The 15,653-nt window shown below is 66.6% G+C and carries 14 protein-coding genes; 10 read left to right on the plus strand and 4 right to left on the minus strand.

Features of this window, described 5'->3' with window-relative positions:
• The gene (locus HUK68_RS10495; RefSeq protein WP_175504088.1) at positions 1 to 708 is read right to left on the minus strand and encodes a CoA transferase subunit A; all 708 of its coding nucleotides are present in this window, start codon (positions 706 to 708) and stop codon (positions 1 to 3) included.
• Between the two features lie 75 nt (positions 709 to 783).
• Between HUK68_RS10495 and HUK68_RS10500 the strand changes: the two genes are divergently transcribed.
• The 3 genes from HUK68_RS10500 (at position 784) to HUK68_RS10510 (ending at position 3,644) form a co-directional block, all read left to right on the plus strand.
• Positions 784 to 1,326, plus strand: coding sequence for a LuxR C-terminal-related transcriptional regulator (locus HUK68_RS10500; RefSeq protein ID WP_175504089.1), 543 nt, complete (start codon positions 784 to 786; stop codon positions 1,324 to 1,326).
• Between the two features lie 136 nt (positions 1,327 to 1,462).
• Positions 1,463 to 2,908, plus strand: coding sequence for a catalase (locus tag HUK68_RS10505; protein WP_175504090.1), 1,446 nt, complete (start codon positions 1,463 to 1,465; stop codon positions 2,906 to 2,908).
• Between the two features lie 151 nt (positions 2,909 to 3,059).
• Complete coding sequence (locus tag HUK68_RS10510) at positions 3,060 to 3,644, plus strand: peroxidase-related enzyme (protein WP_175504091.1); 585 nt, start codon at positions 3,060 to 3,062, stop codon at positions 3,642 to 3,644.
• Between the two features lie 16 nt (positions 3,645 to 3,660).
• Here HUK68_RS10510 and HUK68_RS10515 read toward each other — a convergent pair whose 3' ends face one another.
• A complete protein-coding gene (locus HUK68_RS10515; protein WP_175504092.1) occupies positions 3,661 to 4,080 on the minus strand; it encodes an acyl-CoA thioesterase in 420 nt (139 codons plus the stop codon).
• A 203-nt stretch (positions 4,081 to 4,283) separates the two neighbouring features.
• Here HUK68_RS10515 and HUK68_RS10520 point away from each other — a divergent pair, with 203 nt between their 5' ends.
• The 5 genes from HUK68_RS10520 (at position 4,284) to HUK68_RS10540 (ending at position 10,546) form a co-directional block, all read left to right on the plus strand.
• Complete coding sequence (locus tag HUK68_RS10520) at positions 4,284 to 5,990, plus strand: electron transfer flavoprotein-ubiquinone oxidoreductase (protein ID WP_175504093.1); 1,707 nt, start codon at positions 4,284 to 4,286, stop codon at positions 5,988 to 5,990.
• Between the two features lie 152 nt (positions 5,991 to 6,142).
• The gene (locus HUK68_RS10525) at positions 6,143 to 7,108 is read left to right on the plus strand and encodes an ABC transporter substrate-binding protein (RefSeq protein WP_175504094.1); all 966 of its coding nucleotides are present in this window, start codon (positions 6,143 to 6,145) and stop codon (positions 7,106 to 7,108) included.
• 87 nt (positions 7,109 to 7,195) lie between these two features.
• Positions 7,196 to 8,086: an ABC transporter permease gene (locus tag HUK68_RS10530; RefSeq protein ID WP_175504095.1), complete on the plus strand. Its 891-nt coding sequence runs from the start codon at positions 7,196 to 7,198 to the stop codon at positions 8,084 to 8,086.
• Positions 8,087 to 8,099: 13 nt separating this feature from the next.
• Positions 8,100 to 8,894, plus strand: a complete 795-nt coding sequence (locus tag HUK68_RS10535; protein ID WP_175504096.1) for an ABC transporter ATP-binding protein — start codon at positions 8,100 to 8,102, stop codon at positions 8,892 to 8,894.
• Positions 8,895 to 9,058: 164 nt separating this feature from the next.
• Positions 9,059 to 10,546, plus strand: coding sequence for an amino acid permease (locus tag HUK68_RS10540; protein ID WP_175504097.1), 1,488 nt, complete (start codon positions 9,059 to 9,061; stop codon positions 10,544 to 10,546).
• Between the two features lie 43 nt (positions 10,547 to 10,589).
• On the opposite strand, the gene HUK68_RS10545 is transcribed toward HUK68_RS10540, so the two are convergent.
• Together HUK68_RS10545 and HUK68_RS10550 are read right to left on the minus strand one after the other, a co-directional pair.
• Positions 10,590 to 12,119 (minus strand): amidohydrolase family protein, encoded by a 1,530-nt coding sequence (locus HUK68_RS10545; protein WP_175504098.1) that lies wholly within the window; start codon positions 12,117 to 12,119, stop codon positions 10,590 to 10,592.
• A gap of 96 nt (positions 12,120 to 12,215) precedes the next feature.
• Positions 12,216 to 13,805: a long-chain-fatty-acid--CoA ligase gene (locus HUK68_RS10550; protein WP_175504099.1), complete on the minus strand. Its 1,590-nt coding sequence runs from the start codon at positions 13,803 to 13,805 to the stop codon at positions 12,216 to 12,218.
• A gap of 177 nt (positions 13,806 to 13,982) precedes the next feature.
• Here HUK68_RS10550 and gcvT point away from each other — a divergent pair, with 177 nt between their 5' ends.
• Positions 13,983 to 15,143, plus strand: a complete 1,161-nt coding sequence (gene gcvT, locus HUK68_RS10555) for a glycine cleavage system aminomethyltransferase GcvT (protein WP_175504100.1) — start codon at positions 13,983 to 13,985, stop codon at positions 15,141 to 15,143.
• 90 nt (positions 15,144 to 15,233) lie between these two features.
• Complete coding sequence (gene gcvH, locus HUK68_RS10560; RefSeq protein WP_175504101.1) at positions 15,234 to 15,608, plus strand: glycine cleavage system protein GcvH; 375 nt, start codon at positions 15,234 to 15,236, stop codon at positions 15,606 to 15,608.
• The last annotated feature ends 45 nt before the right edge of the window (positions 15,609 to 15,653 follow it).

A 15,653-nucleotide genomic window follows, 5' to 3' on the forward strand; every position in this document is an offset into this window, starting at 1 on the left:
TCAGGCTCCTTGCTTTGCGGTGATGGTGCGCTTCTCGATGCGCTTTTCGGGGTTCGGGTTGTGCACGATGCGGTGCACGTAGATGCCGGGCAGGTGGATGTCGTCGGGCGCGATCGCACCGACCTCGACCACCTCCTCGACCTCGACGATGCAGACCTTGCCGGCCGTGGCCGCGGCGGGGTTGAAGTTGCGCGCCGTGAGGCGGAACTGCAGGTTGCCGCTCTTGTCGGCGCGGTGCGCCTTGACCAGCGCCACGTCGGGCACCAGCGAGCGCTCCATCACATAGGTCTCGCCATCGAACTCGCGCAATTCCTTGCCTTCGGCCACCAGCGTGCCGACGCCGGTCTTGGTGAAGAACGCCGGGATACCCGCTCCGCCCGCGCGCAGCTTCTCGGCCAGCGTGCCCTGGGGCGTGAATTCCAGCTCGAGTTCGCCGGCCAGGTATTGGCGCTCGAACTCCTTGTTTTCGCCGACATAGGACGAAATCATCTTCTTGATCTGCCGCGTCTCCAGCAGCTTGCCCAGGCCGAAACCGTCGACCCCGGCATTGTTGGAGATCACCGTCAGATGCTGTTTGCCGCTATCGCGCAGCGCGTCGATCAGCGCCTCGGGAATACCGCACAGGCCGAAACCGCCGACGGCCAGCGTCTGGCCGTCGGCCACCACGCCATCGAGCGCCTGGGCCGCGGATGGATAAAGCTTTTTCACTCTTGTCTCCTGAGAAGGGGTAGCCGCTAAGATACTACGTAACCAAGTACGTAGTTTTTCGTAAAGACTTGCACTATGACCGAGGATTACCGGCTGGCTTTCGAGATGGCGCCCGTGGGCCTGGCAATCTCGCGCAACCGCATCATGACCGATTGCAACCAGCAGCTGTGCAGCATGTTCGGCGCCTCGCGCGAACTGCTGGTCGGCCAGTCGTTCCAGATCCTCTATCCATCGGTCGAGGAATATGAACGCCTGGGGCTGCGCATGGCGCCCATCCTCAGCGCCACGGGCCTGTATTCCGACAGCCGCATCATGCAGCGCGCCAATGGCGAGGCCTTCTGGTGCCATGTGTCGGGCCGCACGCTCGAGCGCGGCAGCCCGCATGCGGCCGGCGTCTGGAGCTTCGAGGACCTGAGCGCGCAGCGTCCGGTCAAGGCCGGCCTCACGGGCCGCGAGCGCGAGGTCGCCGCGCGCCTGCTCGAAGGCCTGACCTCCAAGGAAATGGGCAAGGCGCTGGGCATCAGCCACCGCACCGTGGAGATCTACCGCGCGCGGCTGATGCGCAAATACGGCGCGGCGACGGCCGCCGACCTGGTGCGCAGGCTCACCCTCAACTAGGCGCGGCGCGCTCGCGAGCGGAAAAAAAATTCCTATGACGGACTTGAATACATCCAATCGGCAACTGCACGCAAAACCATAGTTAAGCACTAATAATGAACCTCATCGGATAGCAAAACAACTCAAGAGGACCCTCATGAACAAGCTCACCACCGTTGCCGGCGCGCCCGTTGCCAACAACCAGGACTCGATGACCGCCGGCCCGCGCGGCCCCATGCTGCTGCAGGACATCTGGCACCTCGAGAAGCTCGCGCATTTCAACCGCGAAGTCATTCCCGAGCGCCGCATGCACGCCAAGGGTTCGGGCGCGTTCGGCACGTTCACCGTGACCGGCGACATCACGCGCTTCACCAAGGCCCGCATCTTTTCGGAAATCGGCAAGAAAACCGAGATGTTCGCGCGCTTCTCCACGGTAGCCGGCGAACGCGGCGCGGCCGATGCCGAGCGCGACATCCGCGGCTTCGCGCTCAAGTTCTATACCGAGGAAGGCAACTGGGATGTGGTCGGCAACAACACGCCGGTGTTCTTCTTCCGCGACCCGCTCAAGTTCCCCGACCTGAACAAGGCCGTCAAGCGCGATCCTTTCACCAACATGCGCTCGGCCGAGAACAACTGGGACTTCTGGACCGGCCTGCCCGAAGCCCTGCACCAGATCACCATCGTCATGAGCGACCGCGGCATTCCGCGCGGCTACCGCCACATGCATGGCTTCGGCTCGCATACCTACAGCTTCTACAACGCGCAGAACGAGCGCTTCTATGTGAAGTTCCACTTCGTCTGCCAGCAGGGCATCGAGAACCTCACCGACGCCGAAGCGGCCGCCGTGGTGGCCACCGACCGCGAAAGCTCGCAGCGCGACCTGCTCGGCGCGATCGAGCGCGGCGAGTTCCCCAAGTGGAAGCTCTGCGTGCAGGTCATGCCCGAGGCCGAAGCCGACACCTACCGCTTCCACCCCTTCGACCTGACCAAGGTCTGGAGCAAGAAGGACTATCCGCTGATCGAGGTCGGCATCATGGAACTCAACCGCAACCCGCGCAACTACTATGCCGACGTCGAACAGGCCGCGTTCACGCCCGCCAACCTGGTGCCGGGCATCGGCGTCTCGCCCGACCGCATGCTGCAGTCGCGCCTGTTTGCCTACGGCGACGCCGCGCGCTACCGCCTGGGCGTGAACCACCACAGCATCCCGGTCAACGCGCCGCGCTGCCCGGTGCACTCCTACCACCGCGACGGCGCGATGCGCGTCGACGGCAACTTCGGCTCGACCATTGCCTACGAACCCAACACCAGGGGCGAATGGCAGGAGCAGCCGGCTTACCAGGAGCCGCCGCTGGCACTGCACGGCGCCGCCGACCGCTGGAACTTCCGCGCCGACGACAGCGACTATTTCACCCAGCCCGGCGACCTGTTCCGCCTGCTCACGCCAGACGCGCAGCAGCGCCTGTTCGACAACACCGCGCGCAACATCTTCGGCGTGTCGGAGCACATCATCCAGCGGCACATCGCCCACTGCACCCAGGCCGACCCGGCCTATGGCGCGGGCGTGGCACGCGCCATCGAGGCGCTCAAGGCCGCTAAGTAAGCCCGCTTAGTAAGCCCGCTACGTCCGCCCCATGAAGCCCCGGCCGGCATCCGCCTGCGGGGGCTTTTTCCAGCGTGAAAGTTGGGGATTGCGCCCATGGCGCAGCGCCCGGCAGCCCACTATGCTGGTCCTCCTCCAGGAGAACCTTGCCATGTCCACCCGCTATCCCTTTCCCGCCGTCAACGACCTGCCCGAAGACATCCAGGCGCGCATCCTCGAAGTTCAGGAAAAAGCCGGCTTCGTGCCCAATGTGTTCCTGGGCTTCGCGCGCCGCCCGGCCGAGTGGCGCGCGTTCTTTGCCTACCACGACGCGCTGATGCTCAAGGAGGAAGGCTCGCTGACCAAGGGCGAGCGCGAGATGATCGTCACCGTCACCAGTGCCGCCAACCAATGCCTCTACTGCGTGGTGGCGCATGGCGCCATCCTGCGCATCTACGAAAAGAAGCCGCTGCTCGCCGACCAATTGGCCGTCAACTACCGCAAGGCCGATATCTCGCCGCGCGAGCGCGCCATGCTGGACTTCGCGATGAAGGTCAGCGAACGCAGCCACGAACTCGAAGAAGCCGACTTCGCCGCGCTGCACCCCCATGGCTTCGATGACGAGGACATCTGGGACATCGCCGCCATCACCGCGTTCTTCGGGCTCTCCAACCGCATGGCCAGCTTCGCGGGCATGCAGCCCAATCCCGAGTTCTATCTGATGGGCCACGTGCCCAAGGCCAAGCCCCAGGCCTGAGGCCACGCCAAGCGTGTCAGCTCACCAGCGCGCGCATCCAGTCCGGCAGCGGGCAGGCCTTGCGCAGCGCGGCATCGACCCAGATCACCGTCGCCCCGCCGGCCGCGCAGACCACGCCGGGTTCGCTCTCGCGTTCGATCGTGCACCAGCTCTCAAAGGTGCAGCGGCGCGGATCGCTGACATAGGTCGTCAGCAGCAACTGGTCGGGATGCTCGAGCTGATGATGGAAATTGCAGAACGCATTGGCAATGACCGGCCCCTGTCCATGCGGCGCCGGCTGGCATCCGATCGCGCACATCCACTCGATGCGAGCGGTTTCCATATAGCGAAAATAGACGCTGTTGTTCACATGGCCCATGGCGTCCATGTCGCCCCAGCGTACCGGCATGCGCAACTCATGCACGCGTTTTTTGTGCTGCGGAATGTCAATCTTCATCGCGTGTGTTCCTGTTTCGTTCAGAGGCGGAGCATCGCAGGCAGGCCTTGCGTCCGCCGCCGCACAGGCGACAGCCCTGCAGAAAAATTCCAAGGTGACATGAACCCATAGGCGCTGCGCATAGAATCGTCCGCTGCTGGAGCGCGCCCGGCCGAGGTGCGCCCGTGAGAAGCCTATCCATCTGTAGCAAAAAGAGACGCCCGATGACAAATGATGAAATCCTGGCCCAGTACGGCCCCCGCGAAGCCATGGAATATGACGTGGTGGTGGTCGGCGGCGGCCCCGGCGGCCTGTCCACCGCCATCCGACTGAAGCAGCTGGCTGCGGAAAAAGGACAGGAACTGTCGGTCGTCGTGCTGGAAAAGGGCTCGGAGCCCGGTGCCCACATCCTTTCGGGCGCGATCATGGATCCGAAGGCCCTGACCGAGCTGATTCCGAACTGGAAGGAGCTCGGCGCGCCGCTGAACCAGCCCGTGACCGAGGACGCCATGGTATTCCTCGGCGAGAAGGGCTCGCTGCGCACGCCCAACTTCCTGCTGCCGCCCTGCTTCCATAACGAAGGCAACTACATCGTGAGCCTGGGCAACGTCGTGCGCTGGCTTGCCGAGCAGGCCGAAGGCCTGGGCGTCGAGATCTTCCCGGGCTTTCCCGCGGCCGAAGTGCTCTACAACGAAGACGGCTCGGTCAAGGGCGTGGCCACGGGCAACATGGGCGTGGGCAAGGATGGCGAGCCGACCGGCGATTTCCAGCTCGGCATGGAACTGCATGGCAAGTACACCATCTTTGCCGAAGGCGCGCGCGGCCACCTGGGCCGCCAGCTGATTGCGCGCTACCAGCTCGACGCGGGCCGCGACCCGCAGACCTACGGCCTGGGCGTCAAGGAACTGTGGGAGATCGATCCCGCGCGCCACAAGCCCGGCTTCGTGCTGCACACCGCGGGCTGGCCCATGAAGTCCGACACCTATGGCGGCGCCTTCCTGTACCACATGGAGGACAACAAGGTCACGCTGGGCTTCATCACCGGCCTCGACTACTCGAACCCGTACCTGAGCCCGTTCGAGGAAATGCAGCGCTGGAAGACCCATCCCAACATCCGCTACTACCTCGAAGGCGACGAGGCCAAGGGCATCCAGCCGGCCAAGCGCCTGGGCTACGGCGCGCGCGCGATCACCGCGGGCGGCCTGCTGTCGCTGCCCAAGTTCGTGTTCCCGGGCGGCGCGCTGGTCGGTTGCGAAGCCGGTTTCCTCAACGTCAGCCGCATCAAGGGCAGCCATGCCGCGATCAAGACCGGCATGCTGGCCGCCGAAGCCGCGTTCGACGCGATCCAGGCCGGCCGCCAGGGCGATGAACTGAGCGCCTACATCACGGCGTTCGAGAACAGCTGGCTGCATGAGGAACTGAACAAGGCGCGCAACTTCAAGGCCTGGTTCAAGAAGGGCCTGACCACGGCGACGATCATGAACGGCATCGAGCAGTTCGTGCTGCGCGGCAACATCCCCTGGACGCTGCACCGCGACAAACCCGACCACGCCTACCTCAAGCCCGCCGCGGAGTGCCAGCCCATCGTCTACCCCAAGCCCGATGGCAAGCTGACCTTCGACCGCCTGTCGAGCGTGTTCATCAGCAACACCAACCACGCCGAGAACCAGCCCTCGCACCTCACGCTCAAGGACCCGAGCGTGCCAGTGAAGGTCAATCTGGCGCGCTATGCCGGCCCCGAAAGCCGCTACTGCCCCGCGGGCGTCTATGAGTTCGTGCCGGATGAAGCGGCGGGCGAAGGCAGCCAGCGCCTGCAGATCAATGCGCAAAACTGCGTGCACTGCAAGACCTGCGACATCAAGGACCCGACGCAGAACATCGTCTGGGTCACGCCCGAAGGCGGCGGCGGCCCGAACTACTCGGGCATGTAAGGCCTGCGCCGCGATGCCGGCGGCGCGCCTGAAACGCGCCGATTGGCGCGTGGGCGCCCGCTGCTGCATTAGACTTGAAGAAGCGATCTGAAATCGCTCCCGGGCGCTGCGCCCGGAGCACAACACCATTCACCACGCGGTGGGAGATGAACATGAAATACCTGTCTTTGGCGCCCCTGGGCGCAGTCGCGCTGGCACTGGCATCGGTGGCACCGGTGCATGCCCAGCAGAAATCGGTGGCCGTGACGGCCATCGTCGAACATCCGGCCCTCGATTCGGTGCGTGACGGCGTGCAGGCCGCGCTCAAGGACGCAGGCTTCGAGACCGGCAAGAACCTCAAGTGGCAGTACCAAAGCGCGCAGGGCAACACCGGCACCGCCGCGCAGATCGCGCGCAAGTTCATCGGCGACAAGCCCGACGCCATCGTCGCGATCGCCACGCCCTCGGCCCAGGCGGTCATTGCCGCCACCAAGGCCGTGCCGGTGGTGTTCTCGGCCGTGACCGACCCCGTGGCCGCGAAGCTGGTCCCGAGCTGGGAGCCGAGCAAGGGCAACGTGACCGGCGTGTCCGACCTGCTGGCGCTCGACAAGCAGATGCAGCTGGTCAAGCAGGTCGCACCCAACGCCAAGCGCGTGGGCATGGTCTACAACCCGGGTGAAGCCAACTCGGTGGTCGTGGTCAAGGAACTGCAAAAGCTGCTGCCGACACTGGGCATGACCCTGGTCGAAGCCGCGGCGCCGCGCTCGGTCGACGTCAGCAGCGCCGCGCGCAGCCTGGTCGGCAAGGTCGACGTGATCTACACCAACACCGACAACAACGTGGTGTCGGCCTACGAAGCGCTGGTCAAGGTCGGCCAGGACGCGAAGATCCCGCTGGTGGCGTCGGACACCGACTCCGTCAAGCGCGGCGCGGTCGCAGCCTATGGCATCAACTACCGCGACCTGGGCGAGCAGACCGGCCGGATGGTGGCGCGCATCCTCAAGGGCGAGAAGCCCGGCGACATCAAGCCCGAGGTCAGCACCAAGATGGAGCTGTTCGTGAACCCGGGCGCGGCGCAAAAGCAAGGTGTGCAGCTCTCCGATGCGCTGGTCAAGTCGGCGGCGCAGGTAATCCAGTAAACCACGGACCGGGCCCGTGCCCGGTGGGGTTTCCAGATGGCAGGTACCGTGCACGGACCTGCCATTGTATTTTTACCCAGCACTTCCATGTCACTCTTCTCATTTCTTGGCGCCATCGAGATCGGCCTGATCTTCAGCCTGGTGGCGCTGGGCGTCTTCATCTCGTTTCGCCTGCTGCGCTTTCCCGACCTCACCGTGGACGGCAGCTTCCCGCTGGGCGGCGCGGTGTGCGCGATCCTGATCTCGACCGGCACCAACCCCTGGCTTGCCACGCTGGCCGCGACGGCCGCGGGTGCGGTCGCGGGCATGCTCACCGGCTGGCTCAATGTGCGGCTGAAGATCATGGACCTGCTGGCCTCGATCCTGATGATGATCGCGCTGTACTCGGTCAACCTGCGCATCATGGGCGGCCCGAACGTGCCGCTGATCAACGACCCCACGCTGTTCACGCTGCTGCAGCCCGAAAGCGTGCCTGACTACATCGCGCGGCCGCTGATCCTCGCCGTGATCGTGCTGCTGGCCAAGCTGACCATGGACTGGTTCTTCTCCACCGAACGCGGCCTGGCGATCCGTGCCACCGGCTCGAACGCGCGCATGGCGCGTGCCCAGGGCGTGAACACCGGCGGCATGATCCTGCTGGGCATGGCGGTCTCCAACGGCCTGGTCGGCCTGGGCGGCGCGCTGTTCGTGCAGACCCAGGGCGGCTCGGACATCTCGATGGGCATCGGCACCATCGTCATCGGCCTGGCGGCGGTGATCGTCGGCGAAAGCCTGCTGCCCTCGCGGCGCATCGTGTATGCGACGCTGGCCGTGGTGCTGGGCGCGATCGTCTACCGCTTCTTCATTGCCGCGGCGCTCAACAGCGACTTCATCGGCCTCAAGGCGCAGGACCTGAACCTCGTCACCGCCGTGCTGGTCACGGTGGCCCTTGTCATCCCGCAGCTCAAGCAGAAGCTGTCCAAGCGCAAGCCACGCTAAGCCGGAAATTCCCATGCTGAGTGCAAAAGACATCGTTCTCACCTTCAACCCCGGCACGCCGATCGAGACCCGCGCGCTGCGCGGGCTGTCGCTGGAGATTCCGGCCGGCCAGTTCGTGACCGTGATCGGCTCGAATGGCGCGGGCAAGTCGACCTTCCTGAACGCCGTGTCGGGCGACCAGCGCGTCGACGGCGGCAGCATCGTCATCGACGGCCAGGACGTCACGGCCCTGCCCGTCTGGGCGCGCGCCGAACGCGTGGCGCGCGTGTTCCAGGACCCGATGGCCGGCACCTGCGAAGACCTGACCATCGAGGAAAACATGGCGCTGGCCCAGCGCCGCGGCAGCGCGCGCCGGCTCACGCGCGCCGTGCGCACCGAGATGCGCGAGGTCTTTCGCGAGCGGCTGGCCACGCTGGGCCTGGGCCTGGAAAAGCGCCTCGCCGACCGCATCGGCCTGCTGTCGGGCGGCCAGCGCCAGGCCGTGAGCCTGCTGATGGCCGCGCTGCAGCCCTCGCGCATCCTGCTGCTCGACGAGCACACCGCGGCGCTCGACCCGCGCACCGCCGACTTCGTGCTGCAGCTCACGGCGCGCATCGTGAACGAGGCGAAGCTGACCACCATGATGGTCACGCACAGCATGCGCCAGGCGCTCGATGTCGGCGACCGCACCGTCATGCTGCACCAGGGCCAGGTGGTGCTGGACGTCAGCGGCGAGGAGCGCAAGCGCCTCGATGTCCCCGACCTGCTCAAGATGTTCGAGAAGGTGCGCGGCGAAAAGCTCGCCGACGACGCGCTGCTGCTGGGCTGAGCCAACCGGCCAGAACAGTTTTGCTAATGCCCCTTCAGGGTCTTGTGCCCATTGGGCACCAGGGTGGGGCAAATCGCGCACAATGCCGCTTTTCGGGCCGCGCCAGTGCGGCCTTTTGCGTTCCTGCCCGACGGCAGGCGCAGCGGAACACAGGAAACATAACAATGAGCGATAACGCTTCCTCTTCGAGCCTCGGGGCCGAGTCCGGCCTGCGCCGCAGCCTCAAGGCGCGCCATCTGTCGATGATCGCCATCGGCGGCTCGATCGGCACCGGCCTGTTCGTGGCGTCGGGTGCGACCATCTCCCAGGCCGGCCCGGGCGGCGCGCTGCTGGCCTATATGGTCGTCGGCCTGATGGTCTACTTCCTCATGACCAGCCTGGGCGAAATGGCCGCGCACCTGCCGGTCTCGGGCTCGTTTGCGACCTACGGCGCGCGCTATGTCGATGAGGGCTTCGGCTTCGCGCTGGGCTGGAACTACTGGTACAACTGGGCGGTGACGATTGCCGTCGACCTCGTGGCCGCGCAGCTGGTCATGGCGTATTGGGTTCCGGAAGTCAACGGCATGCTGTGGAGCGCCTTGTTCCTGGCCTTGATGTTTGGCCTCAATGCGATCTCGGTCAAGGGCTTCGGCGAGGCCGAATACTGGTTTGCGGCCATCAAGGTGGTCACGGTGATCGTGTTCATCGGGCTGGGCCTGCTGATGGTGCTGGGCATCCTGCAGGGCGGCGCGCCCGAGGGCCTGTGGGGCAACCTCGCCAACTGGACCGTGGGCGATGCGCCCTTCGCCGGCGGCTTTGCGGCGTTGATCGGCGTGGCGATGATCGTCGGCTTCTCCTTCCAGGGTACCGAGCTGATCGGCATTGCCGCCGGTGAATCCGAGGACCCGGCGCGCAACGTGCCGCGCGCGGTGCGCAAGGTGTTCTGGCGCATCCTGCTGTTCTATGTGTTCGCGATTCTGATCATCAGCCTGCTGCTGCCCTATAACGACCCGCAACTGCTGCGCAACGACGTCAGCGACATCAGCGTCAGCCCGTTCACGCTGGTGTTCGAGCGCGCCGGCCTGCTGTCGGCCGCGGCCGTCATGAACGCCGTGGTGCTGACCTCGGTGCTGTCGGCCGGCAACTCCGGCATGTATGCCTCGACGCGCATGCTCTACACGCTGGCCTGCCAGCGCATGGCGCCGCGCATCTTCGCGCGCGTGAACCGCAACGGCGTGCCCTTGATGGCCCTGCTGGCCACGACGGCCATTGCCGCGCTGTGCTTCCTCACCAACATCTTCAGCCCGCAGGCGGTCTACATCTGGCTGCTGAACCTGTCGGGCATGACCGGCTTCATTGCCTGGCTCGGCATTGCCATCAGCCACTACTGCTTTCGCAAGGGCTACGAAGCCCAGGGCCTGAGCCTCGCGGCCCTGCCCTACCGCGCGGCGGCGTTTCCGTTCGGCCCGATCTTTGCCTTCGTGCTGTGCCTGATCATCACGCTGGGCCAGAACTACCAGGCCTTCATGCAAGACCGCATCGACTGGGCCGGCGTGGTGGCCACCTATATCGGCCTGCCGCTGTTCCTGCTGATCTGGCTGGGCTACCGCGTCGTCAAGGGCTCGCGCATCGTTCCCTACAGCGAGATGAAGGTCAAAGCCGAGTCGTATTGAGCCTCGCAAGGCCTGCGACCCCAGCCCGCACGCCAATGCCGTGCTACATCGGCAGCCGCAGGAAGCGATAGGCGTTCTTCCAGAAGAACTGCTCACGGTATTGCGCGTATTCCGGCCGATCGAGCAAGTCGAGAAACAGATCGAGATAGCGGCGCGTGCGGGTCACGATCTCGGGCATATGCCAGTCCGAGCCATAAGCCATGCGCTCGAGCAGTTCGAAGGGCCGGCCCGCGGCGCTCGCGGCGGCACGCGCGCGCCGCAGGTTGGATTCGAAGCGTGCCAGCCCGCCCTGCTCCATCAGTTCGGTGAGGTAGCCGACCTCGCAATAGACGTTGGGATAGGTGGTGCAGAGTTCGCTGGCGATGCGCGCGAAATTGTCCTCGTGCTGCCATTCCTCGTCGGAGCGCGCCAGCCAGCCCGGAGAATGCAGCGCACCGTTGTCCAGCCGGGCCCCGCCGCCGTGGCCCAGGCACAGGCGCAGCGCCCGCCAGCGCGGCTGCTCGAGCACCGCGCGCCAGTGGCGCGGATGCGCGTAGCCGCCAAGGCGCAGCCGCGTCTGGAAGCCCACGGGCGTGCAGTGCGCGAACACCGGCAGATCGCGCGCGATGCAGAAATCGTAGAACGCGTCGACGCGGGCCTGCACGGCCGGATCGTTGCCGATCGGCTTGAAGCCCATGGCCGGATAGAACTTGAAGCCCGCAAACCCCCTGCCCAGCGCGTTCAGCGCGCGCGCGTGCCAGTCCTCGCGCCGCGGGTCGAAGGCGCTGAAGCCGAAGATACGCGCCGGATGCGCGCGCTGCAGCGCCTGCATGCGGTCCTCCTGCACGGGCTGCAAGGGATAGAACGGCGCCTCCTGACCCGGGAACGCCGGCTGCATGTCGATCAGATAGTGCGCCGCCTGCAGCGGCGGCAGCCCCGCGCCGTAACCGGCAAAGAGCTTTTGCAGCAATTGCTCCTCCGAGTGCAGCAGGGTGAGAAAGAAAGCCGGGTAATTGCTGGCCTCGCCCCAGGCGTGCGGGTCCATCAGGCGCGTCACGACCCACAATGCCTTGCGCACCACGCGCTCGGCCCATGCCAGGAACTCGGCAAAGCTGCGCGCGCCGGCCGCATCGTGCGGTGCATCCTCCTCCAGCGCGGGACTGCCCGTACGCGGCCCGGGCCAGCCTTCGCCGGCGTAGTCGATGCGCTCCAGGCTCAGCAAAATTTCCAGGAATTGCGAGGAGCGCAAACGGTCGAACACCGGCGCGTCGAGCGATTGCTCGAACTGGGGCGACAGGCCCTGCTCCACGGCTTCGAGCGAGCCCGTGCTCAGCAGCAATTCGTACTCGACCATGCGCCACAAATGCTCCAGGCATTCGAGCTCCAGCGTGTCGCCCGCGGCCTGCGAGAACACCGCTTCGACCGGGACCTGCGCATAGGCCGACCCGGTCAATGCCTGCAGCAGCCGCGCCACCTGGCGCGCGAGCGGGCTGGAGTCGCGGCCCATGGCATGGGCGATCACGCTGGCAAGCGGCAGGTAGCGCGCGTTGAACAAATGCGTGTGCAGGTCAAAGATGCGTGCCGGCAGCTGCATGGTCTCCTCCCTCCTGGTCTGCTGCCATTACAGCGAAAAAAAGGCCCATGCCGCCAAAGCATGGGCCCCTCATCCGGGTATTGCAGCCTGTGAACCTCAGCCGGGCTGGCGCAGCAGATGCTTCTGGATCTTGCCGCTGGTGGTCTTGGGCAGCGAATCGACGAAATGGTAGCGGCGCGGGCGCTTGTAGGCCGCGAGGCGGTCGCCCTGGACCAGGAAGGCATCGAGCAGCGCCGCATCCGCCAGGTCTTGCGCACCCTTGCGCACCACATGCGCCACGACCACCTGGCCCCAGCGTTCGTCGGCCTCGCCGACCACGGCCACCTCGAGCACGCCCGGATGCTCGACCAGCGCGTCCTCGACTTCGCGCGGATAGACGTTTTCCGCGCCCGAATTGATCATGTAGTCCATGCGGTCGCGGATCCAGAGATAGCCGTCGCCATCGAGATGCCCCATGTCGCCGGTGTGGTACCAGCCATGCGCCAGCGCACGCGCGTTGGCATCGGGGCGCTGCAGGTAGCCGGCCATCATGCAGGGGCCGCGCACCAGGATCTCGCCGACCTCGCCCTGCGCGCACGGGGCCGCGGGGTCGCTCGGGCTGCCGTCGGCCGGCACGCGCGCGACGACCAGGTCATGGCTCAGCGACGGCAGGCCGGCCGAGCCCGCGTGCGACAGCTGCTCGTGCGGATAGAGCACCGACATGCAGGGCCCCATCTCGGTCGTGCCGAACACCTGCACCAGCCCCGAGCCGACCTGGCGCGTCCATTCGCGGATCAGGTGCGGCGCCATCGACGCACCGCCGTACTCGACCAGGCGCAGGCTGCGCGTGTCATGGTTTGCCAGGGACGGCGCGTGCAGCAGCATCGAGACCATGGTCGGCGCGGCAAAAAAGAACGTGACTTTCTCGGCCTCGACCAGGCGCCAGGCTTCGTCGGCATCGAAGCGGCGCTGCAGCACCAGCGTCGCGCCGACCTGCAGCCGCGGCAGAAAGCTCGTGTGAAGTTCGGCCGTGTGGTTGAGCGGCGCCACCGACAGGCCCACGTCCTCGCGCCGGAACTGCATGATCTGGTGCATCAGCGCGTTGTGCGCGAGCTTGCTGCGGTGGGTATGCAGCACGCCCTTGGGCCGGCCTGTGGTGCCGCTGGTGTACATCAGGATGCACGGGTCCATTTCATCGACCGCGACTTCGGGCGCATGGTCGGGCCGCCCTTGCGCCAGCGCGCTCAGGCGTGCGCTGGCACCCGCCGGCGTGGCATCGGCTTCGCCCTCGTCGGCATAGATCCAGTGCGCAGGACGCGCGCCGCCATCGGCCAGCAGCGCCTGGGTGCGGGCCACGACCTCGGCCACCTCGCGCTCGAACACCAGCGCGCGCGCCTGGCCATCCTGGAGGATGAATGCGAGCTCCTGCGCCGCGAGCCGGTAGTTGATCGGATTGAAGACCGCGCCGATGCGCGCCGCCGCCAGCAGCGTGAACACAAAGGCCGGCGTGTTGTAGAGAAAGGCGGCGACCACGTCGCCGCGCCCCACGCCCAGCGCCAGCAGGCCGTGCGCATGGCGGTTGACTTCGGCATCGAGCTGCGCATAGGTCCAGGCGCGGCGCCGGCCGCCCTCCCAGGCCACGAGCGCCTCCTTGCGCGCAAGGTAGCGCGCGGGCCAGGCCAGGGTGTCGCCGAGGGTGAGCTGCATGGGGAATCTCCGGAAATTCACAAATCTTGGCGGCGAGTGTAGGCTGTGCCTTATCGCTTTGCGCAATTTGCATATGGCGCGCCGGGCGCCGTTGTGCTGGGCGCCATTGCGCCGGGCGCCGTTGCGCTGGGCGCCATTGCGCCGGGCGTCGTAGCGCCCACACGCCGGGAGACCTCCATGACCACCGCGAACAGCCTGCCCCATTTCCTTTCTCCTGCGCCCGGCGAACGGCTGCAGACGCCGCTGCATTCGCTGCACCTGGAGCTGGGCGCGCGCATGGTGGAATATGCGGGCTACGCGCTGCCGGTGCAGTTTGCGCGCGGGCTGGTGGCCGAGCACCTGCACACGCGCTCCGCGGCCAGCCTGTTCGATGTGTCGCACATGGGCCAGTTGCGGCTGGTCGGGCCGGACACCGCGGCCGCGCTGGAATCGCTGATGCCCATCGACGTGCTGGAGCTGCCCGAAGGCCGCCAGCGCTACGGCCTGCTGCTCAATGAAGACGCCGGCATCCTCGACGACCTGATGCTGGTGGCGCGCAGCGGCGATTTCCTGCTGGTCGTCAACGGCGCGTGCAAGCATGCCGATCTCGCGCACCTGCAGGCGCGCATCGGCCAGCGCTGCGCGATCGCGCCGCTCGTCGAGCATGCGCTGCTGGCATTGCAGGGGCCGCTGGCCGTCGACGTGCTGCAGCGCCTCGTGCCCGGTGCCCAGCAACTGCGGTTCATGGACGGCGCGGCCTTTGTCTGGGAAGGCAGCGAGCTCTACATCACGCGCAGCGGCTACACCGGCGAGGACGGCTTCGAGATCTCGCTGCCCGGGGTGCTGGCCGAAGCGTTTGCGCGCGCGCTGCTGCACCATCCCGAGGTCGAGCCCGCGGGCCTGGGCGCGCGCAACGCGCTGCGCCTCGAAGCCGGGCTGTGCCTCTATGGCAACGAACTCGATGCCAGCACCACGCCCGCCGAGGCCGGGCTGCTGTGGGCGGTGCCCAAGGTGCGCCGTGCGGACGGCCTGCGCGCCGGCGGGTTTCCGGGTGCCGCGCGGCTGCTGGCGCAGATCGCCCATCCGGCGCTGCGCCCGCGCCAGCGCGTGGGCCTGCGGGCGCTCGAACGCGTGCCGGTGCGCGAGCCCGCGCCGCTGCATGGCGCCGACGGCCGCCAGGTCGGACGGGTCACCAGCGGCCTGCTGTCGCCGAGCCTGGACCAACCGATCGCCCAGGCCTATGTCGAGCCGGCCAGTGCCGCGCCCGGCACGCGCCTGCAGGCGATGGTGCGCGGCAAGCCGGTTCCCATGGAAATCACGGCCCTGCCGTTCGTCGCCAGCCGTTATGACCGTGGCTGATGCGCCCCATCTGGCATCAACCACGCTGCCGACGGGATACAGTGCGGGCTGTTGCCTTGCGCATTTCTTTTTTGTTTTTCTGGAGTTCTCATGAGCGTTCAATTTTCCAAGGACCACGAGTGGATCAACGCCGCCGATCCGGCCGCAGCCGTGGTGGGCATCACCGTGCATGCGCAAGATGCGCTGGGCGACGTGGTGTTCGTCGATCTGCCCGAAGTCGGCAAGACCTTTGCACAGGGTGAGGTGGCCGGCGTGGTCGAGTCGGTCAAGGCCGCGGCCGACATCTACATGCCCGTGAGCGGCGAGATCGTCGAGGTCAACGAAGCACTGCGCAACGACCCGTCGCTGGCCAACTCCGATCCGCTGGCCGCGGGCTGGTTCTTCAAGGTCAAGATCAGCGATCCCGCGCAGCTCGGCAGCCTGCTCGACGAGGCCGCCTACACGGCCTTCGCGCAAAGCGCCTGAGCGCGCGCGGCACGCCGGTGCCGCCAGGCCCTGCCGGCCGGGCCT

This window comes from Comamonas antarctica, assembly GCF_013363755.1.
Classification (GTDB): domain Bacteria; phylum Pseudomonadota; class Gammaproteobacteria; order Burkholderiales; family Burkholderiaceae_C; genus Comamonas; species Comamonas antarctica.

What these genes read in the sequence shown, in the direction of transcription:
- gcvH (WP_175504101.1), top strand. Translation starts at nt 15,234, where the DNA reads ATGAGCGTTCAATTTTCCAAGGACCACGAGTGGATCAACGCCGCCGAT.
- HUK68_RS10550 (WP_175504099.1), bottom strand. Translation starts at nt 13,805, where the DNA reads ATGCAGCTCACCCTCGGCGACACCCTGGCCTGGCCCGCGCGCTACCTT.
- HUK68_RS10535 (WP_175504096.1), top strand. Translation starts at nt 8,100, where the DNA reads ATGCTGAGTGCAAAAGACATCGTTCTCACCTTCAACCCCGGCACGCCG.
- HUK68_RS10545 (WP_175504098.1), bottom strand. Translation starts at nt 12,119, where the DNA reads ATGCAGCTGCCGGCACGCATCTTTGACCTGCACACGCATTTGTTCAAC.
- HUK68_RS10505 (WP_175504090.1), top strand. Translation starts at nt 1,463, where the DNA reads ATGAACAAGCTCACCACCGTTGCCGGCGCGCCCGTTGCCAACAACCAG.
- HUK68_RS10530 (WP_175504095.1), top strand. Translation starts at nt 7,196, where the DNA reads ATGTCACTCTTCTCATTTCTTGGCGCCATCGAGATCGGCCTGATCTTC.
- HUK68_RS10515 (WP_175504092.1), bottom strand. Translation starts at nt 4,080, where the DNA reads ATGAAGATTGACATTCCGCAGCACAAAAAACGCGTGCATGAGTTGCGC.
- HUK68_RS10510 (WP_175504091.1), top strand. Translation starts at nt 3,060, where the DNA reads ATGTCCACCCGCTATCCCTTTCCCGCCGTCAACGACCTGCCCGAAGAC.
- HUK68_RS10500 (WP_175504089.1), top strand. Translation starts at nt 784, where the DNA reads ATGACCGAGGATTACCGGCTGGCTTTCGAGATGGCGCCCGTGGGCCTG.
- HUK68_RS10520 (WP_175504093.1), top strand. Translation starts at nt 4,284, where the DNA reads ATGACAAATGATGAAATCCTGGCCCAGTACGGCCCCCGCGAAGCCATG.
- HUK68_RS10525 (WP_175504094.1), top strand. Translation starts at nt 6,143, where the DNA reads ATGAAATACCTGTCTTTGGCGCCCCTGGGCGCAGTCGCGCTGGCACTG.
- HUK68_RS10540 (WP_175504097.1), top strand. Translation starts at nt 9,059, where the DNA reads ATGAGCGATAACGCTTCCTCTTCGAGCCTCGGGGCCGAGTCCGGCCTG.
- gcvT (WP_175504100.1), top strand. Translation starts at nt 13,983, where the DNA reads ATGACCACCGCGAACAGCCTGCCCCATTTCCTTTCTCCTGCGCCCGGC.